Genomic DNA, 18,164 nt, shown 5'->3' on the forward strand with positions numbered 1-18,164 from the left:
TAGACTATTACGTTGATAGGTTGTAGGTGTAGAAGTGGTAACACTAAGCCGAGCAATACTAATGAATCGAGGACTCCTATATTTTTATTATATTTTTATTTCTCTGTTACATAAGTCAAATGTCCTGTACATAAGATATTAAGTCCTACTTATTTTAAATAGTAGGCAGTTCTTCATGGTGTTTATAGGGCGGGTGTTCACCTCTTCCCATCTCGAACAGAGCAGTTAAGCCCCGCACCGCCGATGGTACTGAGTTCAAACTCGGGAGAGTAGGTAGATGCCAGAATTTTATTTAAAAGAGTAACCTCTAAAGGGTTACTCTTTTTGCATTTATTGCAAAATTGATAATCGACTTTTAGAAAGGAATTATTTGATTGAACACTTTGTTAAGATTCAAAGGATAGCCTAGATTCTGATAAAAATTAACTACATTATAAATGAAATTACTATTACAATACTTAGGACGTTATCGTTGGCAAGTAGTGTTGGCTTTGGTTTTAGCTGCCATTAATCAAACTTTTTCGTTATTAGACCCACTCATTTTCGGAAAAATAGTAGATGAGTACGCTGGTAAGGCAAAAACTTTCACACAGGCAGATTATACCAAAGGAGTACTACTAATGCTTGCTGCGGTTGTGGGTGTTGCAATGGTGAGTAGAATTGCCAAAACCTTACAAGATTATGTAATGAACATGGTAATTCAAAAATTTGGTGCTTCCATTTTTACTGATGGCTTGAAGCATACGCTCAAACTCCCTTACCAACAATTTGAAGACCAACGAAGCGGTGAAACACTTTCTGTTTTACAAAAAGTGCGTACAGATACAGAGAAATTTATCATGCTTTTCGTGAATGTAGGCTTTACATCTTTGATTGGCATAATTGTATTAAATGTTTATATCTTCCATTTTGGCATTAGCCCATGGTTGTTTTTTGTATATTTAGGTGGAGCAGGTGCTTTAGCTGCTTTAACAAGGGTTTTGAGTAGAAAAATTAAAGAGATTCAGCGAGTTATTACGAAGGAAACAACGGCGTTGGCGGGTACAACTACAGAGTCGCTCCGAAATATTGAGTTAATTAAAAGTCTTGGATTGACTGACCAAGAAATTAAGCGTTTGAATCTGAATACGATGAAAATCTTACAGTTGGAGCTTAAAAAGGTACGTAGCATTCGTAGTATTGGTTTTATTCAAGGTACTTTCGTGAATTTTCTCCGCCAAGCTATTCTTTTTCTTTTATTATTATTGATTTTTAAAGACCAAATGACTGTTGGTCAACTGCTTACATTACAATTTTGTTCATTTTTTGTGTTTGGTCCAATGCAAGAAATGGGAAATGTGATTATTGCTTATCGAGAGGCAGAAGCTTCATTGAATAATTTTCAGAAGTTACTTAATAATCCTATTGAAGTTACACCAGAATATCCTTCAAAATTAGGGGCAGTTGAAAATTTGAAATTTGAATCAGTTAGTTTTAGTCATCTGACTGCTCAAGGAAAAGCATTAGATGATGTAAGTTTTGAGGTAAAAAAAGGGGAAACAGTAGCGTTTGTTGGCCCTTCTGGTTCTGGAAAAACAACGTTAGTTAAGCTTTTAGTCGGACTTTATAATCCATCAGAAGGGAAAGTTTTTTATAATAATTTACCTTCAAATGAAATTAATATTGAAGAGTTGCGTTCGCAAATCGGTTTCGTGACGCAAGATACACAGCTTTTTTCGGGAACAATCAAAGAAAATTTACTTTTTGCACAACCTAGTGCAAGCGATGCTGAAATAATGGATGCTTTGCAAAAAGCATCATGTCAAAATCTTTTAATAAGAGCTGAAAATGGCATTGATACAGTGATTGGTGAAGGCGGAATTAAGATTTCGGGAGGTGAAAAACAACGTTTATCAATCGCAAGAGCTTTGCTTAGAAACCCAAAGATTTTTGTTTTTGATGAAGCTACTTCTGCATTAGATTCATTGACCGAAGAAGAAATCACGAACACTGTGAAAGATGTTACCGCCGAAGGTGACTATATTACAGTGATGATTGCTCATCGACTAAGTACAGTAATGCACGCCGACAGAATCTTTGTTTTGGAACAAGGAAAAATCATCGAAGTAGGCAGACATGAAGAACTTTTGGTGGAAAAAGGGTTGTATTACGCCATGTGGAGACAACAAATAGGTGAGCGTAAGAATAAACTTATTCCTGCATTACCTTAGTAATTTCGTTTAGTTTTTGAACTTTACTTTGAAAATCACCTTTTAATTTATTTCTGATAGCCTGCAAGTTATTTAATGTTTCTTGCAGGCTTTCGGGAATGATTTCCTCTAAAATTTCTCGAAAACGTTTCGCAAAAGTTGGTGATTTCCCATTCGTAGAAATAGCGATTTTTAAATCATCTTTTACAACTACCGAGCTCAAATAAAAATCACACAAATCTGGTGTATCAGCAATATTTACTAATATTTTCTTAGTTTTACAGTCATCTCTTACTTGACGATTTACTTCTTTGCTGTCAGTGCCAGCCGTAACTAAATCTATTCCTTCAAGGTGCGAAATATGATATTTTTCTTGAATCAAATTCAGATTATAGTGAGCAACCAAAGCTTTAATTTCTTCACGAATTTCGGGAGAAACAAGCGTTACTTTTGCTTTGGGTGAATTCCTGAAAATAGCTTCGAGTTTTTCTAAACCTACATTTCCACCACCAACTACAAGTGTGTGAAGTTCTTCAAGTTTTAAAAATATCGGAAATAATGTGTTCATTTTAAGCCGAAAAAGTTTTTTCTAAAATTATCACTAATTGCTCTAATCCGTTTTTATCTACTTCAGAAAAATCATCTAATTTATCACTGTCAACATCTAAAACCATCATGACTTCAGCATTTTTATCAAAAATAGGTAAAACAATTTCAGATTTTGAAGCCGAACTACACGCAATATGCCCAGGAAACTCATCTACATTTGGAACAATTACGGTTTGTTTTGTGCGATAACAGTATCCGCAAACACCTTTATCAAAATTGATGCGAGAACACGCAATTGGCCCTTGAAAAGGCCCTAAAACTAGTTGATTTCCACGTTTGATATAAAATCCTACCCAAAAGAAATTGAAAGCTTCTTTCAAAGCCGCTGCGAAGTTTGACAAATTGGCTATTTGGTCAGTTTCACCATTTAAAAGTGCCTCTATTTGGGGAATAATACTATCATAAATTTCCTTTCTGGAGGCATTTTCCGGAATATATAATGTTTCAGCCATAAAATATATTTTCGAATGACGAATGGTTACTGCATAAAATCGAATTTTGGAAAGGTTAAGCTAAGTTTTTAGCAAAAAACCTTTTCAAAGTTGGAGCATCAATGGCTTTTATTTGCCATTTATTGGCCAAATCTCCCAAAGTTGCTATTGTAATGTTGTTAAAAATAATTGTATCGGGAGAAATAAGACCGCTTTCAATGGTTTTTTTAGATTGAAAGACCGAAAAAGTTTTAATTTCATCGTTATCAAAGTAGGCTTGAGAACGGTCGAAAAAATCAATATTTAGTTGTTCACCTAATTCTTTAAACCAACGACTAGAAGCATCAATTGAACAGCCACTAGCTTCGTTAAAACTTTGGTCGAGAGCAATAATGACGAAGCGATTGTATAAAACTTTTGCAGAAGCCAATAATGAAGCTCCGTGTGCAGCCCATTGATTGACAGCTGGTTTTAAATAAGATTCAATCGTATTTGCTTCATTATCAGTCAATTGGCGATTGACTTGATATACCCATACACGGGCATTTTGCGGAATTTTGTCGAAATCTATATACATACTATTATCTTTAAAAAAATATGCCACAATCAAAATTGCGGCATATATAATTTATAAACAATATTTCTTTGAAAATAGTCTCAGATAATGGCAATTAAAATTTTGCAGGATAAGTTTTAAACTCAGTTTTACATCGCTTGCTCCAACAACTCAGCTAAATCATAAACTTTTACATTATATTCACGCTCTTTGTTTTTTACACCATCGGACATCATTACCATACAGAATGGACACGCAACCGCAATCGTATTCGCACCAGTGGCCAAAGCATCTTCAATGCGTTCAACATTGACGTCTTTTGTTCCTTTTTCGGGTTCTTTAAACATCTGTCCACCGCCTGCACCGCAGCAAAGTCCGTTGGTTTTACAACGTTTCATTTCTACTAATTCGGCATCTAAATTTTCAAGTAATTGGCGTGGAGCTTCATAAATATCATTGGCACGACCCAAATAACATGAATCATGATAGGTGATTTTTTGTCCCTTAAACGAGCCGCCACCTTCAATTTTCACTCGACCATCATTGATTAATTGCTGCAAATAAGTGGAATGATGAATTACTTCGTAGTTTCCACCCAATTCAGGATATTCGTTTTTAAGCGTATTAAAGCAATGCGGACAAGCCGTTACGATTTTTTTAATACCATAACCGTTCAGTACTTGAATGTTTTGTTGAGCAAGCATTTGGAAAGTAAATTCGTTTCCAGCTCGACGAGCTGGGTCTCCAGTGCAAGCTTCTTCTGTGCCGAGAACAGCGAATTTTACTCCAATTTTATTCAAAATTTTCACAAATGAAATCGTCACTTTTTTGTATCGGTCATCAAAAGAACCAGCACAACCTACCCAAAAAAGTACTTCGGGTTCTTGACCGTTTGCTGCCATTTCTGCCATTGTAGGCACTTTATATTCGATAATTTCTGCCATAGTGTTAATAGATTGAATACGATTCTTAGCAAAAATAGTATGCTTGCATAATATTTACAAGTGAGAGCATGAAAATTATTTATGCTCCGTTGGTGTTATGATATTTATGAAGGGCTTTATTCTAAGCAAAGATTGAATTTAGTACCTTTGAGCTAATAAAATGGTTTAACCTCACCCTAAATCCTTCTTATTTTTTAGAAGAAGGGTTTTGAATGCAGTTTTGAGATAAAATACTAATTTCTTGTACTACATTCATCATTCGTAATTGAATCAAATGTCTGAAAGCCTTTTTTCTGTAGAAACTACTTTTTTTGCTGATGTGATTTTGCCTGTTCCGATTCCACGAATGTTTACATATCGTGTGCCAAGAAATTTTGTGGATGAAATAAAAATAGGAGCGAGGGTCATCGTACAATTTGGTAAAAATCGGGTTGTTACGGCGGTTGTTGGTCGGATTCATCAAACACCTCCAGAAAAATATCAAGCAAAATATATTCTTGAATTACTTGATAATGAGCCACTTATCACACAACAACAACTTTGGTTATTCGATTGGATTGCAGATTATTATATGTGTTGTGTTGGCGAAGTGATGAACGTCGCTGTGCCGTCGGGCTTGAAAGTGACAAGCCAATCGAGGATTCAAATTAATCCAGATTTTGACCATGCCGAATTATTGGATGAACAAGAAATAGGGTTTCTTGATATTCTGAAAAATCATGCTTCTTTGACGTATGACGATGCCATAAAATTTGTAGGTGAAACCAATATCAACGCCATGATAAAATCGTTGATTGGCAAGCACGCAATTATTATGTATGAAGAAGTGAAGGAAAAGTATAAGCCTAAAATTGCTAAGAAAGTTCGCCTAAAAAGGGTTTATGAAGGAACGGAAGAAGTGGCCAATTTGATTGATTCTTTGGCAAAATCAGCGAAACAACAAATGGTTGTTTTGGAATATTTAAGGCAAATTCCGATGCACCAATTATCAGAGCGAAATCAGCTTGGGGTCGATAAAGCACTTTTTACGAAAGGAGAAACGTCAGATTCTGCTTTAAATACTTTAATTGAAAGAGGTGTTTTAGAACAATTTGAAGTAATTGTTTCTCGCTTTAGTGATGATTTGCCACCAGAACCAGTAAAAATTGAATTAACCGAAGCACAGCAACAAGCAAGCGACGAAATCTTGACACATTTTGGTGAAAAAGACGTGGTTTTATTGCACGGAATTACAGGAAGTGGAAAAACAGAAATTTACATTGATTTGATTCAAAAAGTGTTGGAAGGAGGCTCACAGGTCTTGTTTTTATTGCCAGAAATTGCACTCACAACCCAAATTGTGGTACGGATGAAGCGAGTTTTTGGAGATAAAATGGGCGTTTATCATTCTAAATTTTCGGATAATGAACGAGTAGAAGTTTGGCGTGGAGTTTTGGAAGGGCGATACCAATTTGTGGTTGGTGTGCGTTCGGCGGTTTTTTTGCCAATGGATAATTTGGGTTTAGTAATTATTGATGAAGAACACGAAGGTTCTTACAAGCAATATGACCCCGCTCCCCGCTACCACGCCCGTGATGTTGGAATTATGTTGGGACTAAAACAAGGAGCAAAAATATTGTTGGGGTCGGCTACGCCATCGCTTGAAAGTTATTATCAAGCCAGCACTGGAAAATATGGTTTGGTATCACTTAACCAACGTTACGGCAATGCTCAATTGCCAGATATTCATCTGATTGATTTGAAGGCAGAACGCAAATCAAAAACTATGAAAAACGATTTTTCAGGAACTTTGTGCCAGCATATCGAACATAATTTAGAAAATGGTGAACAAACAATTATTTTTCAAAACCGTCGTGGATATTCGCCGTATTTGAATTGTCAAGAATGTAATTGGATTGGTGAATGTGAGCAATGTGCAGTGAGCTTGACTTATCATCTTGACTCAAAAGAATTGCGTTGCCACTATTGTGGTCATAAAGAAGAAATTCCGAGAGCTTGCCCTGCGTGCGGTTCGGGAAAAATAAAAACGGTGGGTTTTGGTACTGAAAAACTAGAAGATGATTTGCGAATTATGTATCCTACGGCACGAGTACAACGCATGGATTTGGACACAACTCGCACAAAAAATGCGTATCAGACCATTCTTGGGGAGTTTGAGCAAGGAAATACCGATATTTTGGTCGGAACGCAGATGATTAGCAAAGGGCTTGATTTCGACCGAGTGAGTTTGGTTGGAATTTTTGATGCTGACCGCATGATTCACTTTCCTGATTTTCGGGCGGCTGAACGGGCTTTTCAGATGCTTACACAAGTAAGCGGGCGAGCAGGCAGACGTGAGAAAAAAGGTTTGGTGTTGATACAGACCAATAATACTAACCAGAGTTTGCTGCATAAAGTAGTTAGTAATGATTATATGGGTTATTATAATGAAGAAATTAAGGAGCGGGAAGGGTATTTTTATCCACCTTTTACTCGTGTGATTTCGATAACCGTAAAGCATGAAGAACAAGACAAAGCCGAAAAAGCTGCTCATTGGTTGGCCGATAAATTACTAGAAAAACTCGGTAAAGCTCGTGTGCTTGGCCCCGAAAAAGGTATGGTTGAACGAGTAAGAAACAAATTTTTGTTTGATATTTTGCTAAAACTCGAAAAAGACAAACTCAACATAAAAGCCGCCAAGATTTTCTTGCAAGAACAAATCGACGCCGTAATGACTCAACGCGAGTTCAGAGGAGTTTTTGTGGTGGTTGATGTGGATGCGGTTTAAACCAATGAACACTAATTGAGTTCGGAACATTCAGCCGAATTGTGTAAGAATAAAGTCACTTTTACGAAGTTTATACCATCGCACAACAAGGTCTTTGAAGGAAATGATTGTAAACAAACTAAATATGAAACATTTAGCAAAACATTGCAATTTCTCACAGTTATTGTAAATACAATAATTTCTAGTAAATTGGCTTAATTTTTAATTTTAATAATTTTTATAATGGCAAAAGGAAAAGTAAAGTTTTACAATGAATCGAAAGGTTTCGGATTTATCATCTCAGATGAAAATGGAGAAGAAATTTTTGTACATGTGACAGGCTTAAAAGAGGATATCCGTGACAATGATGAGGTAGAATATGAAGTTGCACAAGGCAGAAAAGGGCCAAATGCCGTAAATGTAAGGCAAGCCTAAATTTCTCAGCCAAACCGCATTGCTATCAAGGCTTTGCGGTTTGGTTAGCTTCCGTGCTTATTGCCTCTGCAAGTACCTCAATATTTATGTCATTTATAGTTTTGAACTTTATACAATACCCACTAATACTTGCCTTTCCGAGCCTTTGTCCATAAGTTTGGGCTAAATACTTCTTATCTTCAATACCAAGAATATAGACAGAAATGCCAGTTGTATTGGCACTCATTCCAATCTTAAACCACTCATTTATTTTCCCATTTGTATACTTGATTGTATGGACTCCGTATCCAATTGTTGGGTTGGACACAGTCTTATTTTCGCTGTTTTTACCATCAAAAAACCAAAGTTTACACACAGGTAACGCTTGTAGTATAAGCTGGTGCAATGCCAGCATTTCATGTTGCTTTGGCTCAGATTGGCTATTAATATAAGCTTTGATTTGTTCTTGAATTTCCATGGTCAATCTAATTCTTCACAGTAAAAATGATGGATATTTAGCAATTTTTGAATTTCACGAACGACATTCTCTTCACTCTCAATTCGCAAGATTTTGTCGCAATCATCAAGGTCAAAATTCCATTTTCCTTTTAACAAAATGTTGTCGATTTGAGGCTTAAATGCTTTTATCTGTTTCTTAGTTTTTACTGATGTTTTGAAAACAAAAATCATTGTGCCGATAAAGCTGCTAATAGACTTTCTAAGTTTTGTAAAGATGCAGTAAAGCCAAGTCGGAAGCCTTCGAGTATGCTTTCCATACGCTCAAACGATTCATTAAAAACTGTAATGCTAACTTTGGTAATGCCGTTTTGTTCGCTGAAATTATAGTCCCATTCAGAGCCGTATAAGTCAGGATTTTCATTTTCGTCAGCAAAAACATTAAACATTTTAAAATTGGTCTTCGGAGTAATTGATGTGTATTTTTGAATCGCCCATCGTGCATGCCCTTCTGGACTTATCATTGCATAAAATCTTTTGCCACCAACTTCAAAATTCATATATTTTGTTTTTGATATAAACGGTTTGGGTGCTACCCATTGGTCGAGTAATTCTTGTGTCGTAAAAGCATCCCAAACTAATGATAGTTCGGCAACAAATTCTCTTGTGATGAATACCGTTTTAGCTTCTTTGTCAACGGTAAAGTCAAAAAATAAGTCATTTTTCATTTTTTTGTGATTTAATTGTTGCTAATAAATTATCGAGTTGATTGAATCGAGTTTCCCAAATCTTGCGGTATTGCTCCAGCCATTTATCAATTTCTTTCATTTTTTCGATTTCGAGCGAGTAATAAATTTCTCGGCCATGCTGTTCTTGTTTTACAAGTTCACACTCTGTGAGAATACGTAAATGTTTTGACACTGCTTGGCGTGTCGTGTTGAAGTTTTCGGCAATGGCGTTGGGTGTCATTGATTGTAATGCAATCAAGGCAATAATACCTCGTCTGGTTGGGTCTGCAATTGCTTGAAAAATATCTCGTCTCATTTGTTTTTTGTTTGTGAAACTAATCGGTTGCAAATATATGTGCAACTTTTTGGTTTCGCAATTTTTATTTTTAATTTTTTTTCTGATTGCAGAAATTGAAGGAAGATAAGATATAATCTCGTTAAGCTGAATAAGAAATAAGTCTTGGCATTAACCGTTTTTAAAAACGAATATAGAATGACTAAAAGTAAAACATTTAGTCGAACGAAGTAAACAAAATTCACCAATAAAGTCGATAATTTCTCACAACAGGTCGATAAACATCGAAAATACCTTTATTGGTTTTAGATTTTTTGGTCTTATAGTATTACCTTTCGTCGTCAAGACAAACTATCAACAATCATGAAAAAACACTACCCTCTCTTATTAATTCTCTGGTTTTTATTAACCTGTATCAGTACAAGCTTCGCTCAAAAAGTAAGTGTCACTGGTATTGATTCTTCTTTAAAGCCTGGTGATGATTTCTTTATGTACGTCAACGGAAAATGGTATAATTCAGTTGAAATTCCTTCGACGCAATCGGGTGTTGGAGCATATTCGTTCATGAATTTCCCGCAACGCATCCGTTTACAAGGCATCTTAGATAGTGTTTCGGCTGCCAAAAACCCGTTTGGAAGTATCGAGCAGAAAGTAGGAGATTTCTATGCTTCGGGTATGGATACAATCACCATCAATAAGAGAGGTTACGAGCCTGTAAAACCTTTGCTCAAACAAATTGATGGTATTAAAAATGTGGCTGCTATCATGAAATATGTAGCTGACCAGCAAAAAGTTAATAATTTTTCAATCATTGGTTTTCGTGTGGGACCAGATATTAAAAATAGTGCTATTAATATAGTCAATTTAGGGCAGACAGGAATCGGTTTACCCGAAAGAGATTACTATTTCAGAACCGACTCTTCGACGCTTTTTATTCAGAAAGCTTATCAAAATTACCTCAGCACATTGTTTAAACTTACGGGTATTGACGCTGCCACAGCAACTCAAATGGCTTCGGCTGCTTACACTATCGAAAAAGAATTGGCGAAGTCACATAAAACAAATATCGAACGCAGAAACGTACAAGCCAATTACAATAAACTCGCAGTTACGGCCATTGCTCAAAAGCAACCAAACATAGGCTGGCAAGTTTTTTTCGCAGCATTAGGCGTAAAAGTTGACTCACTAAATATGCAACAACCTGCTTATTATAACCGCTTAGATTCATTGTTGACCTCGGTATCAATTGCAGACTGGAAAGCCTATCTAAGAGCTAAAACACTCGTTTCTTACGCAGATTTTTTGAGCAAACCATTCACAAAAGCATCTTTTGAATATTCTAAAGTGTTGACTGGACAAGCTACCCAAAAACCAAGAGGAGAAGATATTACAGATGCAGTAGATAAATCGCTCGGACATGGACTAGCTCAACTCTATGTTAAAAAATATTTCCCTGAAGAGGCCAAACGACGGATGAAAGAGTTAGTGAAAAATTTGAAAACTGCCTTTGAAAACCGAATCAATAATCTTGAATGGATGAGCGATTCGACTAAAACGAAAGCCAAAGAAAAATTGTACGCATTCACCGAGAAAATAGGTTATCCTGACAAATGGAGAGATTACTCGAAAGTAGTAATCAATCGTGGCACCTATTTTGAAAATAGATTGGCTACCAGCAAAAATGATTTTGTTTATGCACTTTCAAAAATAGAGCAACCTGTTGACCGTACAGAATGGGGTACAACTCCGCCTACGGTTACGGCTTACAACAATCCGCCATTGAATGAAATTGTTTTTCCAGCGGGTATTCTTCAGCCTCCGTATTTTGATGTGAATGCCGATGATGCCCTTAATTATGGTGGAATTGGAATGGTAATTGGCCACGAAATTACACACTCATTTGATGACCAAGGAGCTTTATATGATAAGTATGGTAATGTAAAAAATTGGTGGAAGGCAGATGATTTCAAAAAATTCAAAGCTAAAACTCAACTCGTGATTGAGCAATATAATAAATTTACAGTGCTTGATTCGATGCACGTAAAAGGTGCTTTGACAGTTGGTGAAAATACTGCCGATATTGCTGGAATTGCCATTGCTTTCGATGCTTTCAAGCTCACACAACAAGCAAAGAGTAATGAAAAAATTGATGGTTTTACGCCCGAACAGCGTTTCTTCATTTCAATTGCCAGAATATGGCGAGTAAAAACAAAAGATGCTTTTATGCGTACGTATGTAAACACCAACCCGCACTCGCCAGCAAAATGGCGTGTCAATGGCCCGTTAATGAATTTTACACCTTTCTATAAGGCATTTGATATAAAACCAGGCGATAAAATGTACAAACCTGAAAGCGAACGCATAACGGTTTGGTAAAAATTTGTTATTGTGAAGATAAAAATACCTCTGCCAAGAAATATTTTTGACAGAGGTATTTTTTATTTATTTCTCATTCAAACACTCAAAAACCATTCTATAAAAATCGGGGTGAGATTGCCATGTTTGTCCAGAAACATATTTTCCATCTCTCACAGCTTCATTTTTACCTACAAAATTACCTCCACAGGCTTCTACCTCAAATCTTACATTTTCATAGCAAGTAACAGTTTTATTTTTAACCAAACCTGCGGCTGTCAGAATTTGTATGCCATGACAAATAGAGAAAATAAATTTATCGGTCTTGTCAAATTCTCTGACGATTTCTATGGCTTTTTCGTTGTGGCGTAAAAATTCGGGAGCTCTTCCGCCCAAAATCAAAACGGCAATGTAATCTTCGGTTTTTACATCAGCAAAAGCAATATTTGACTCAACAATATACCCTGGTTTTTCGATATAAGTATCCCAACCAGGTTCAAAATCATGAATAACCAAATTGAGTCTTTTTACGCTTGGTGCAGCAATAATTGCCTCATATCCAGCTTCTTCAAAGCGATGTTTGCCATACAAACATTCGTAACCTTCACCAGCATCACCAGTGATAATCAATATTTTCTCTTTCTTTGACATTGTATAAAATAAGGTTGAATAAAAAACAAATATAGAAATTCTTGGCAAAGGTGGTTCGAAATACTTCTACGATGTGCAAACTTCTCCACACAATCTGCTCAAAATTCGCTATATTTGGGTGTAAGATTTAATTTTTAAAAATGAGAAAAATAGCACCCATCGGTAAAAAAAATTTTGTGGGTAAGAAATTTAAAAAAGCAGGCCCAAATGAATTAAATGCTTCTGATAAAAATTTTATTAGAAATAATATTAATCTGTTTAACATCCAACTATTAGCATTTAAAGTAGGAAAGCCAGTTGCTGCTGTTGAGAAATTCATAAAAAAAGAAAAATTAATTTCAACACTTGAGCTCCAAGAAGTCAAAGAATTAGTTGAACCAATCGTGCCAGTTGAAGTAATTTCAAGAAAACTCGATAGCACAGCGTCGTCGAAAGAGAAGAAAAAAAGTAGAAAAAGCGAAAAAGTATTGAGTAAAATAGATTTTATTCGAGAAAATTATCAGAAAAGTAGTGCCATTAAGATGGCAAAAGAGTTAAATGTTTCTATTACTGTGGTTAGGTATCACCTCAAAAAACTGAATCTAACACCTTTAAAAGTATCAAGAGCTCTTCCTGACGCCATATTAGAAAGGGAGAGTTTCATTGCAAAAAATCATAAAAAATATACGGTAAACGAACTTTCAGAAAAACTACATTGTAGCCGAGATGTTGTTAGAATTTCGCTACGAAGATTAAAATTAACAGCACTTAGAGTAACCAAAGAGCAGGAAATACCTCCTCAAACGATTGATTTCATTAAAGTCAATTATCGGACAATGACCGCAAGAGAAATGAGCAATGCTTTAGACAATAAAGTTAGTTGGAAGCAGATAAAATACCTGTGTGAAAAACATGGTTTCTTGAAAACACCCGCAGAAATCACGGCTATCAGAAATCGTTGGAATAGAAGCGAATTTACAGCAAGTGAAGAAAAATATATCACTGCTAATCATGGTAATATTTCTTTGTCAGAAATTGCAAAAAATATTGAAAGAAATCGTTCAGCGGTTGTAAAATTCTTGGCAAGAAAAGGATTAAAAATAACAAAAGAGCAACACGATGCTCTCAATAGAAAGAATTTTGAGAAAGGGCGAATGATAATGAAAACAATACTAGAGACTAAAAATGCTTCTAAAAAATAGTTTTTTGTAAAAATTAACCCAAATTCATCTGTTTTATCAAAATATTTTGGAAATTGAAGTAAATTCAACCTTAACAAAATAAAAAATAAACAGATGGAAATTATTGAGTTTTTGTATCAGGAGCTTATTGGCTTTTTGGGTTTACGTGGTACTTTAGAAATCTTGAAATCAGGTGATTTTAGTGCATTTCTAACTTTTGATGGCATTATTACAGGTATTGGGCCAATCTTACCAATTTTGCTTGTACTTGAGCTTATAAATGGACTAATTCTCAAAAATCCGCATGCAAAAGTGTATAAAATCACTTTTTTGATTTATATCCTAAATCGTTTTATTGGCCGTTTTATTTCAATCGGAGCTATTTCATTTCTGATAGCTAATTTGCAAAAATACGCACCTTTTCAGACTACATTTACTTGGTATTGGCTTATTTATGGCTATATCGTTTGGGAGTTTTCGCATTTTGTATATCATTTTTTGGGGCATAAAGTACGTTTATTTTGGTGTTTGCACGCTACACATCACACCCCCGAAAATATGAATTTATCGGTTTCTCACGCACATTTTTTCCTTGAAGGCCCTTATGCAGATATAATTAGAGGTTCAATTTGCATCATTTTTGGTATTCATCCAGCACTTTTATTTTTCATTATGTTTATTGATGGCACTTACGGAATGTTTATTCATGTAGGTGAGAATTTAATGAAAAACGGGAAAATGGGCTTTTTGAACCATCTCATTCTTACACCTTCGCATCATCGAGTGCATCATGCCAAAAATCCATTGTATATGGATACCAATTTTTGTAATCTATTAAATATTTGGGATAAAGTTTTCGGTACTTATCAACTCGAAAAAGATGAAGTAAAAATCGAATATGGCATAACCAGAACAATGGATTCGGGTAATATTTGGGATGTTTATTTTGGTGAGTTTATCGCTTTATTTAAAGATATTTGGGCGGCTCCTACTTTGAAAGATAAAGTTTTGTACATTTTTATGCCACCTGGTTGGCATCATTCGGGCGACCACAAAACGGCTTCGGTTGTGAGAAACGAATATTTGAGGAGCAATAAATAAAAATGAAATTGACAAAGATTCTTCCCTAATAAAAGAAGAATCTTTGTCATTTTAGGCATTCTTGATTTCTGCTAAGATTGCAGCTCCGCCATTTTCCAGAACTTCTTGAGCGAGGGTTTCGCCTAATAGTTGAGCATTCTTGGCTGATGCTGAACTATGTTTACGCACAATTGTTTGTCCATCTAAACTAATAATTCCTGCGGTCATATTTAGTGATAAACTGCCTTCTTTTTCTTCGGCAATACACCAACCAAATGACGGAATAGAACAACCACCTTGAAGTTTACGTAAATAGGCACGCTCGGCGATTAAACATTTTTCGGTAACTTCGTCATTAATTAATTGCCGTATGGCTATTCTTTTTTCCTCAGAAAGATTTTTTGCTGCTTCAATCGCAACACAGCCTTGTCCAACTGGAGGTGCAAACTTCGTTGAAGAAAGTTCTTGAGCAATTAAATCGTGGTAGCCCATGCGATGCACACCAGCGTAAGCCAATAAAAGAGCGTCGCATTGCCCATCTTCAAGTTTACGGAGGCGGGTTTGCAAATTTCCACGCATATCAACAATTTTGATGTGTGGGAAATAATGGCGAAGCATCGCTACACGACGCGTAGAAGATGTACCAACCACGAAAGGCTCATCAGTCTCAAGCGAAAGTTTTGTGTTGAAACTCACTAAAACATCAGCAATTTTTTCACGTTCGGTAAAAGCAACAATTTCTAAATCGTCAGCCAACTCAGATTGTAAATCTTTGGCAGAATGTACTGCAATATCAATTTCGCCCGAACGCAGTTGGTCTTCCAATTCCTCTGTAAAAACACCTTTACTACCAATTTTTGATAATGCTCGGTCGAGGATTTTATCGCCTTTCGTTTCGATGATAATTATCTCTGTATCAATGTTTTGAGCTTTTAGTTTTTCTTCAACATAATATGCTTGCCAAAGTGCTAACTTGCTTCCACGAGTACCAATTTTTATTTTCATGTGTATAATGATGAATGCTATTTTTGAGTTTACTTACGAAAATTACATTTGGTTAGTAAAGTTTTTATAAAATTAATGTTGAATTTTGCTTCAATTTTTATCGCATCAAACGAGCAATAGCTAGTGAAATATCTAAGAAGATAATTTTACCACGTCCGTTGCGTTCGATATGATAATGTGATTCACTCAAAATAGTTGTTATTTGTTCTAAGTTGTTTATATTCAATACATTAGAAAACTTTTGAACAAATATTAATTCGTCGCCTTCGAGCCGAATTAAGTTTTCACCGCCATTGCGATAAAGAAAAATTTCTCTAAAAATATTTAAACCATACTCCAACATCGCCTTTTGGTATTCTTTGCCTTTGGCATCAAATTCGTCGGCCATTGGTACTAATTTCAGAATATTTAAGGCGTAGCACATTCGCATCCAAGAGGCAAACCAAGTATGTTGGTCGTCTTCGGTTTTATTGGCAATTGCTAAAGCATAATTTAGATTTCCTTCCGAAAGATAAGCAACTTGTTTGGCTCTTTCGAGTGTAATAGATTGATTTTGAGTGAGATATGAAATTATTTCTTCATCCGTAAAATTTCTAATAGCAATTCTTTGTGTGCGAGAAATAATGGTTGTTAGCAATTTTTCGGCACTATTGGCTACTAATAAAAAAAGTGTTTGTTCGGGTGGTTCTTCTAAAATTTTCAAAAGAGCATTTCCTGCAGTAATATTGAGTGTTTCAGCTTGCCAAATAATGACAATTTTATAGCCACCTTCATAAGATTTTAATGATAATTTTTGAATCAATTGTCGTGATTCTTCTGCAGGAATATTGCCTTGTTTGATGTTGATTCGTTCGAGCCAATCGGATAAATTTCCAAAAGGTGTTTCTTTGACAAATGCCCGCCATTGAGTCATAAAGTTTTCAGAAAGTACAGACTTTCCACCAGCCGTTGGGAAAATATAATTTACATCTGGATGAGCCAATTTACTCATTTTTGCACAATTTGGACATTTTCCACAAGCATCATCAGGTTGCTTATTTTCGCAATTAATATAGGTAGCATACGCCAACGCCAATGCCAAATTGGCACTTCCTTCCGCTCCATGAAAAAGCTGAGCGTGAGCAACATGATTGCCAATAACTGCTTGTATTAGCGATTGTTTAACGTCGGTAAGACCCGTAATTTCTCGAAAAAGCATAAGTGCTGTTGAACTTTATCAAATCAGAGGTAAAGATATTTATTTACCGAAAACCTTAGAATTTAGGTACTTATTGTTGTTTTAAGTCATGCACATGTTTCAAAACTGCAATTTCAGCTTCGGTCAATTGCTTATCTCGGCGTTGCATGGTGGCATTTATTACTTGTATCGCTTTATCGAAACGATAATTTACATACTCGGTGTCAGCTCCGCCCCAAGTAAAAGACGGAATATGTTTATCCTGAAAACCTGCTCCGTAAACATTGGCACTTACACCTACAACTGTGCCTGTATTAAACATTGTACTAATGCCTGCTTTGGTGTAATCGCCCATGAAAAGACCGCAAAAAAGTTCGCCTGTTTTTTCGAGTTGATTGGTCGCATAATTATATAGCTTTACTTCAGTGTAATCGTTTTTGAGGTTAGAATTATTACAATTTGCTCCTAAATTACACCATTCTCCAATAACTGAGCCACCCAAAAAACCATCGTGAGCTTTGTTGGAATAACCAAAAAACACAGAACTTCCAACTTCACCGCCAGCCCGACAAAATGGGCCAAGTGTAGTATTAGGTCGCATTTTGCTTCCCCAAGCCACAATACATCCTTCGCCAGCAGAAAATGGGCCGATTACTAGTGAACCTTCTTGAATAACGGCATTTTTTCCTATGTAAATGGGTCCATTCTCAGCATTAAAAATAACTGCTTTGATACTCGCACCTTCTTCAACAAATATATTTTCGGGAGCGTAAATACGGGTAAATGGGTCATTAATTTCTTGCGATTTTCTGTCTTTAGTAATGACTTGAAAATCTGCTTTTATTTGCTCTCCATTTTTTAAGAAAATATCAGGTAATTGCTTGATAATGGTTATTTCTCCTATGAAATGCTGTTGATTAAACGCATCATAATCAATCGGAAATGAAAGCGTTTTTGATGTTTTGATTGCTAAAGTATCATTTCCTGCAACCAAAGATTCGTCTTCATTGAGTTGGAGAATTGCTTCGATAATTGTTTTGTTTGGGCAAACTGCTCCGTTGATGTATATTTTTACTGAGTCATCAAATGTATTTTTTTCGGCAAGATAATTTTCGGTTAAACAAGAAATTTTGCTAGAAAATTGATATTCCCATTTTTCGCGGATGGTGAGCGTTCCACAACGAATATCGGCTACGGGACGAATGAAAGTGAAAGGTTTTAATTGGTTTCTGATTTGAGAATCATCAAAAAGTATGTAATTCATCGAATTTCCTTTGGTTGTTTCAGAAGGCAAATTTACGAAAAAATACTTGGTAAGTAGCTGAGAAAAGTCTTTGATTCATGGAATAGCTCTAAATCAGTGTTTAA

The 18,164-nt window shown here is 35.7% G+C and carries 18 protein-coding genes and 1 rRNA gene; 7 read left to right on the top strand and 12 right to left on the bottom strand.

What is annotated here, in order from left to right; all coding sequences use genetic code 11:
• Window positions 1–174: 174 nt before the first annotated feature.
• Window positions 175–286: ribosomal RNA gene (gene rrf / locus MJQ71_RS16690) — 5S ribosomal RNA — on the top strand.
• A 151-nt stretch (window positions 287–437) separates the two neighbouring features.
• Window positions 438–2,210 carry an ABC transporter ATP-binding protein gene (locus tag MJQ71_RS16695; protein ID WP_238807874.1) on the top strand — a complete coding sequence of 591 codons (1,773 nt, stop codon included), beginning with the start codon at window positions 438–440 and terminating at the stop codon, window positions 2,208–2,210.
• Here MJQ71_RS16695 and MJQ71_RS16700 read toward each other — a convergent pair.
• The 4 genes from MJQ71_RS16700 to MJQ71_RS16715 all read right to left on the bottom strand — a co-directional run bounded on the left by MJQ71_RS16700 (window position 2,191) and on the right by MJQ71_RS16715 (window position 4,729).
• Complete coding sequence (locus MJQ71_RS16700; RefSeq protein ID WP_238807877.1) at window positions 2,191–2,757, bottom strand: precorrin-2 dehydrogenase/sirohydrochlorin ferrochelatase family protein; 567 nt, start codon at window positions 2,755–2,757, stop codon at window positions 2,191–2,193. The two genes, MJQ71_RS16695 and MJQ71_RS16700, sit on opposite strands and share 20 nt — an antisense overlap.
• 1 nt (window position 2,758) lies before the next feature.
• On the bottom strand, window positions 2,759–3,250 hold the full coding sequence (gene msrC, locus MJQ71_RS16705; protein ID WP_238807879.1) for a free L-methionine (R)-S-oxide reductase MsrC: 492 nt from the start codon (window positions 3,248–3,250) through the stop codon (window positions 2,759–2,761).
• Window positions 3,251–3,305: 55 nt separating this feature from the next.
• Window positions 3,306–3,806 carry a hypothetical protein gene (locus MJQ71_RS16710; protein WP_238807881.1) on the bottom strand — a complete coding sequence of 167 codons (501 nt, stop codon included), beginning with the start codon at window positions 3,804–3,806 and terminating at the stop codon, window positions 3,306–3,308.
• A gap of 128 nt (window positions 3,807–3,934) precedes the next feature.
• Entirely contained in the window at window positions 3,935–4,729 is a 795-nt protein-coding gene (locus MJQ71_RS16715; protein ID WP_238807883.1) for a (Fe-S)-binding protein, read from the bottom strand.
• 274 nt (window positions 4,730–5,003) lie between these two features.
• On the opposite strand from MJQ71_RS16715, the gene priA reads away from it, so the two are divergent.
• A complete protein-coding gene (gene priA / locus MJQ71_RS16720; protein WP_238807885.1) occupies window positions 5,004–7,496 on the top strand; it encodes a replication restart helicase PriA in 2,493 nt (830 codons plus the stop codon).
• A 222-nt stretch (window positions 7,497–7,718) separates the two neighbouring features.
• Window positions 7,719–7,910: a cold-shock protein gene (locus MJQ71_RS16725; RefSeq protein WP_238807887.1), complete on the top strand. Its 192-nt coding sequence runs from the start codon at window positions 7,719–7,721 to the stop codon at window positions 7,908–7,910.
• Between the two features lie 25 nt (window positions 7,911–7,935).
• On the opposite strand, the gene MJQ71_RS16730 is transcribed toward MJQ71_RS16725, so the two are convergent.
• The 4 genes from MJQ71_RS16730 to MJQ71_RS16745 are packed head-to-tail and all read right to left on the bottom strand — an operon-like array spanning window position 7,936 to window position 9,389.
• A complete protein-coding gene (locus MJQ71_RS16730; RefSeq protein WP_238807889.1) occupies window positions 7,936–8,367 on the bottom strand; it encodes a DUF1801 domain-containing protein in 432 nt (143 codons plus the stop codon).
• A gap of 2 nt (window positions 8,368–8,369) precedes the next feature.
• Window positions 8,370–8,579, bottom strand: a complete 210-nt coding sequence (locus tag MJQ71_RS16735; RefSeq protein WP_238807891.1) for a hypothetical protein — start codon at window positions 8,577–8,579, stop codon at window positions 8,370–8,372.
• Window positions 8,576–9,073 carry an SRPBCC family protein gene (locus tag MJQ71_RS16740; protein WP_238807893.1) on the bottom strand — a complete coding sequence of 166 codons (498 nt, stop codon included), beginning with the start codon at window positions 9,071–9,073 and terminating at the stop codon, window positions 8,576–8,578. Before MJQ71_RS16740 ends, MJQ71_RS16735 begins: the two co-directional genes overlap by 4 nt.
• The gene (locus MJQ71_RS16745; RefSeq protein WP_238807895.1) at window positions 9,063–9,389 is read right to left on the bottom strand and encodes an ArsR/SmtB family transcription factor; all 327 of its coding nucleotides are present in this window, start codon (window positions 9,387–9,389) and stop codon (window positions 9,063–9,065) included. The genes MJQ71_RS16740 and MJQ71_RS16745 overlap by 11 nt, the downstream gene beginning before the upstream one ends.
• A 342-nt stretch (window positions 9,390–9,731) precedes the next feature.
• Between MJQ71_RS16745 and MJQ71_RS16750 the strand changes: the two genes are divergently transcribed.
• A complete protein-coding gene (locus MJQ71_RS16750) occupies window positions 9,732–11,744 on the top strand; it encodes a M13 family metallopeptidase (protein ID WP_238807896.1) in 2,013 nt (670 codons plus the stop codon).
• Between the two features lie 66 nt (window positions 11,745–11,810).
• Here MJQ71_RS16750 and MJQ71_RS16755 read toward each other — a convergent pair whose 3' ends face one another.
• The gene (locus MJQ71_RS16755) at window positions 11,811–12,374 is read right to left on the bottom strand and encodes a DJ-1/PfpI family protein (protein ID WP_238807897.1); all 564 of its coding nucleotides are present in this window, start codon (window positions 12,372–12,374) and stop codon (window positions 11,811–11,813) included.
• Window positions 12,375–12,514: 140 nt separating this feature from the next.
• On the opposite strand from MJQ71_RS16755, the gene MJQ71_RS16760 reads away from it, so the two are divergent.
• Window positions 12,515–13,555, top strand: a complete 1,041-nt coding sequence (locus tag MJQ71_RS16760) for a hypothetical protein (RefSeq protein WP_238807898.1) — start codon at window positions 12,515–12,517, stop codon at window positions 13,553–13,555.
• Between the two features lie 93 nt (window positions 13,556–13,648).
• A complete protein-coding gene (locus tag MJQ71_RS16765) occupies window positions 13,649–14,635 on the top strand; it encodes a sterol desaturase family protein (RefSeq protein ID WP_238807899.1) in 987 nt (328 codons plus the stop codon).
• A gap of 51 nt (window positions 14,636–14,686) precedes the next feature.
• On the opposite strand, the gene hemC is transcribed toward MJQ71_RS16765, so the two are convergent.
• The 3 genes from hemC to MJQ71_RS16780 all read right to left on the bottom strand — a co-directional run bounded on the left by hemC (window position 14,687) and on the right by MJQ71_RS16780 (window position 18,060).
• Window positions 14,687–15,619, bottom strand: coding sequence for a hydroxymethylbilane synthase (gene hemC / locus MJQ71_RS16770; RefSeq protein ID WP_238807900.1), 933 nt, complete (start codon window positions 15,617–15,619; stop codon window positions 14,687–14,689).
• Between the two features lie 97 nt (window positions 15,620–15,716).
• A complete protein-coding gene (gene holB, locus MJQ71_RS16775) occupies window positions 15,717–16,817 on the bottom strand; it encodes a DNA polymerase III subunit delta' (RefSeq protein WP_238807901.1) in 1,101 nt (366 codons plus the stop codon).
• A gap of 70 nt (window positions 16,818–16,887) precedes the next feature.
• A complete protein-coding gene (locus MJQ71_RS16780) occupies window positions 16,888–18,060 on the bottom strand; it encodes a putative sugar nucleotidyl transferase (protein WP_238807902.1) in 1,173 nt (390 codons plus the stop codon).
• Window positions 18,061–18,164: the final 104 nt, after the last annotated feature.

It is taken from the genome of Emticicia aquatica (assembly GCF_923079645.1).
Taxonomy (GTDB): domain Bacteria; phylum Bacteroidota; class Bacteroidia; order Cytophagales; family Spirosomataceae; genus Emticicia; species Emticicia aquatica.

Bases quoted from the DNA above. Each gene is read 5' to 3' on its own strand.
- MJQ71_RS16695 (WP_238807874.1), top strand. From the start codon at position 438: ATGAAATTACTATTACAATACTTAGGACGTTATCGTTGGCAAGTAGTG.
- MJQ71_RS16700 (WP_238807877.1), bottom strand. From the start codon at position 2,757: ATGAACACATTATTTCCGATATTTTTAAAACTTGAAGAACTTCACACA.
- msrC (WP_238807879.1), bottom strand. From the start codon at position 3,250: ATGGCTGAAACATTATATATTCCGGAAAATGCCTCCAGAAAGGAAATT.
- MJQ71_RS16710 (WP_238807881.1), bottom strand. From the start codon at position 3,806: ATGTATATAGATTTCGACAAAATTCCGCAAAATGCCCGTGTATGGGTA.
- MJQ71_RS16715 (WP_238807883.1), bottom strand. From the start codon at position 4,729: ATGGCAGAAATTATCGAATATAAAGTGCCTACAATGGCAGAAATGGCA.
- priA (WP_238807885.1), top strand. From the start codon at position 5,004: ATGTCTGAAAGCCTTTTTTCTGTAGAAACTACTTTTTTTGCTGATGTG.
- MJQ71_RS16725 (WP_238807887.1), top strand. From the start codon at position 7,719: ATGGCAAAAGGAAAAGTAAAGTTTTACAATGAATCGAAAGGTTTCGGA.
- MJQ71_RS16730 (WP_238807889.1), bottom strand. From the start codon at position 8,367: ATGGAAATTCAAGAACAAATCAAAGCTTATATTAATAGCCAATCTGAG.
- MJQ71_RS16735 (WP_238807891.1), bottom strand. From the start codon at position 8,579: ATGATTTTTGTTTTCAAAACATCAGTAAAAACTAAGAAACAGATAAAA.
- MJQ71_RS16740 (WP_238807893.1), bottom strand. From the start codon at position 9,073: ATGAAAAATGACTTATTTTTTGACTTTACCGTTGACAAAGAAGCTAAA.
- MJQ71_RS16745 (WP_238807895.1), bottom strand. From the start codon at position 9,389: ATGAGACGAGATATTTTTCAAGCAATTGCAGACCCAACCAGACGAGGT.
- MJQ71_RS16750 (WP_238807896.1), top strand. From the start codon at position 9,732: ATGAAAAAACACTACCCTCTCTTATTAATTCTCTGGTTTTTATTAACC.
- MJQ71_RS16755 (WP_238807897.1), bottom strand. From the start codon at position 12,374: ATGTCAAAGAAAGAGAAAATATTGATTATCACTGGTGATGCTGGTGAA.
- MJQ71_RS16760 (WP_238807898.1), top strand. From the start codon at position 12,515: ATGAGAAAAATAGCACCCATCGGTAAAAAAAATTTTGTGGGTAAGAAA.
- MJQ71_RS16765 (WP_238807899.1), top strand. From the start codon at position 13,649: ATGGAAATTATTGAGTTTTTGTATCAGGAGCTTATTGGCTTTTTGGGT.
- hemC (WP_238807900.1), bottom strand. From the start codon at position 15,619: ATGAAAATAAAAATTGGTACTCGTGGAAGCAAGTTAGCACTTTGGCAA.
- holB (WP_238807901.1), bottom strand. From the start codon at position 16,817: ATGCTTTTTCGAGAAATTACGGGTCTTACCGACGTTAAACAATCGCTA.
- MJQ71_RS16780 (WP_238807902.1), bottom strand. From the start codon at position 18,060: ATGAATTACATACTTTTTGATGATTCTCAAATCAGAAACCAATTAAAA.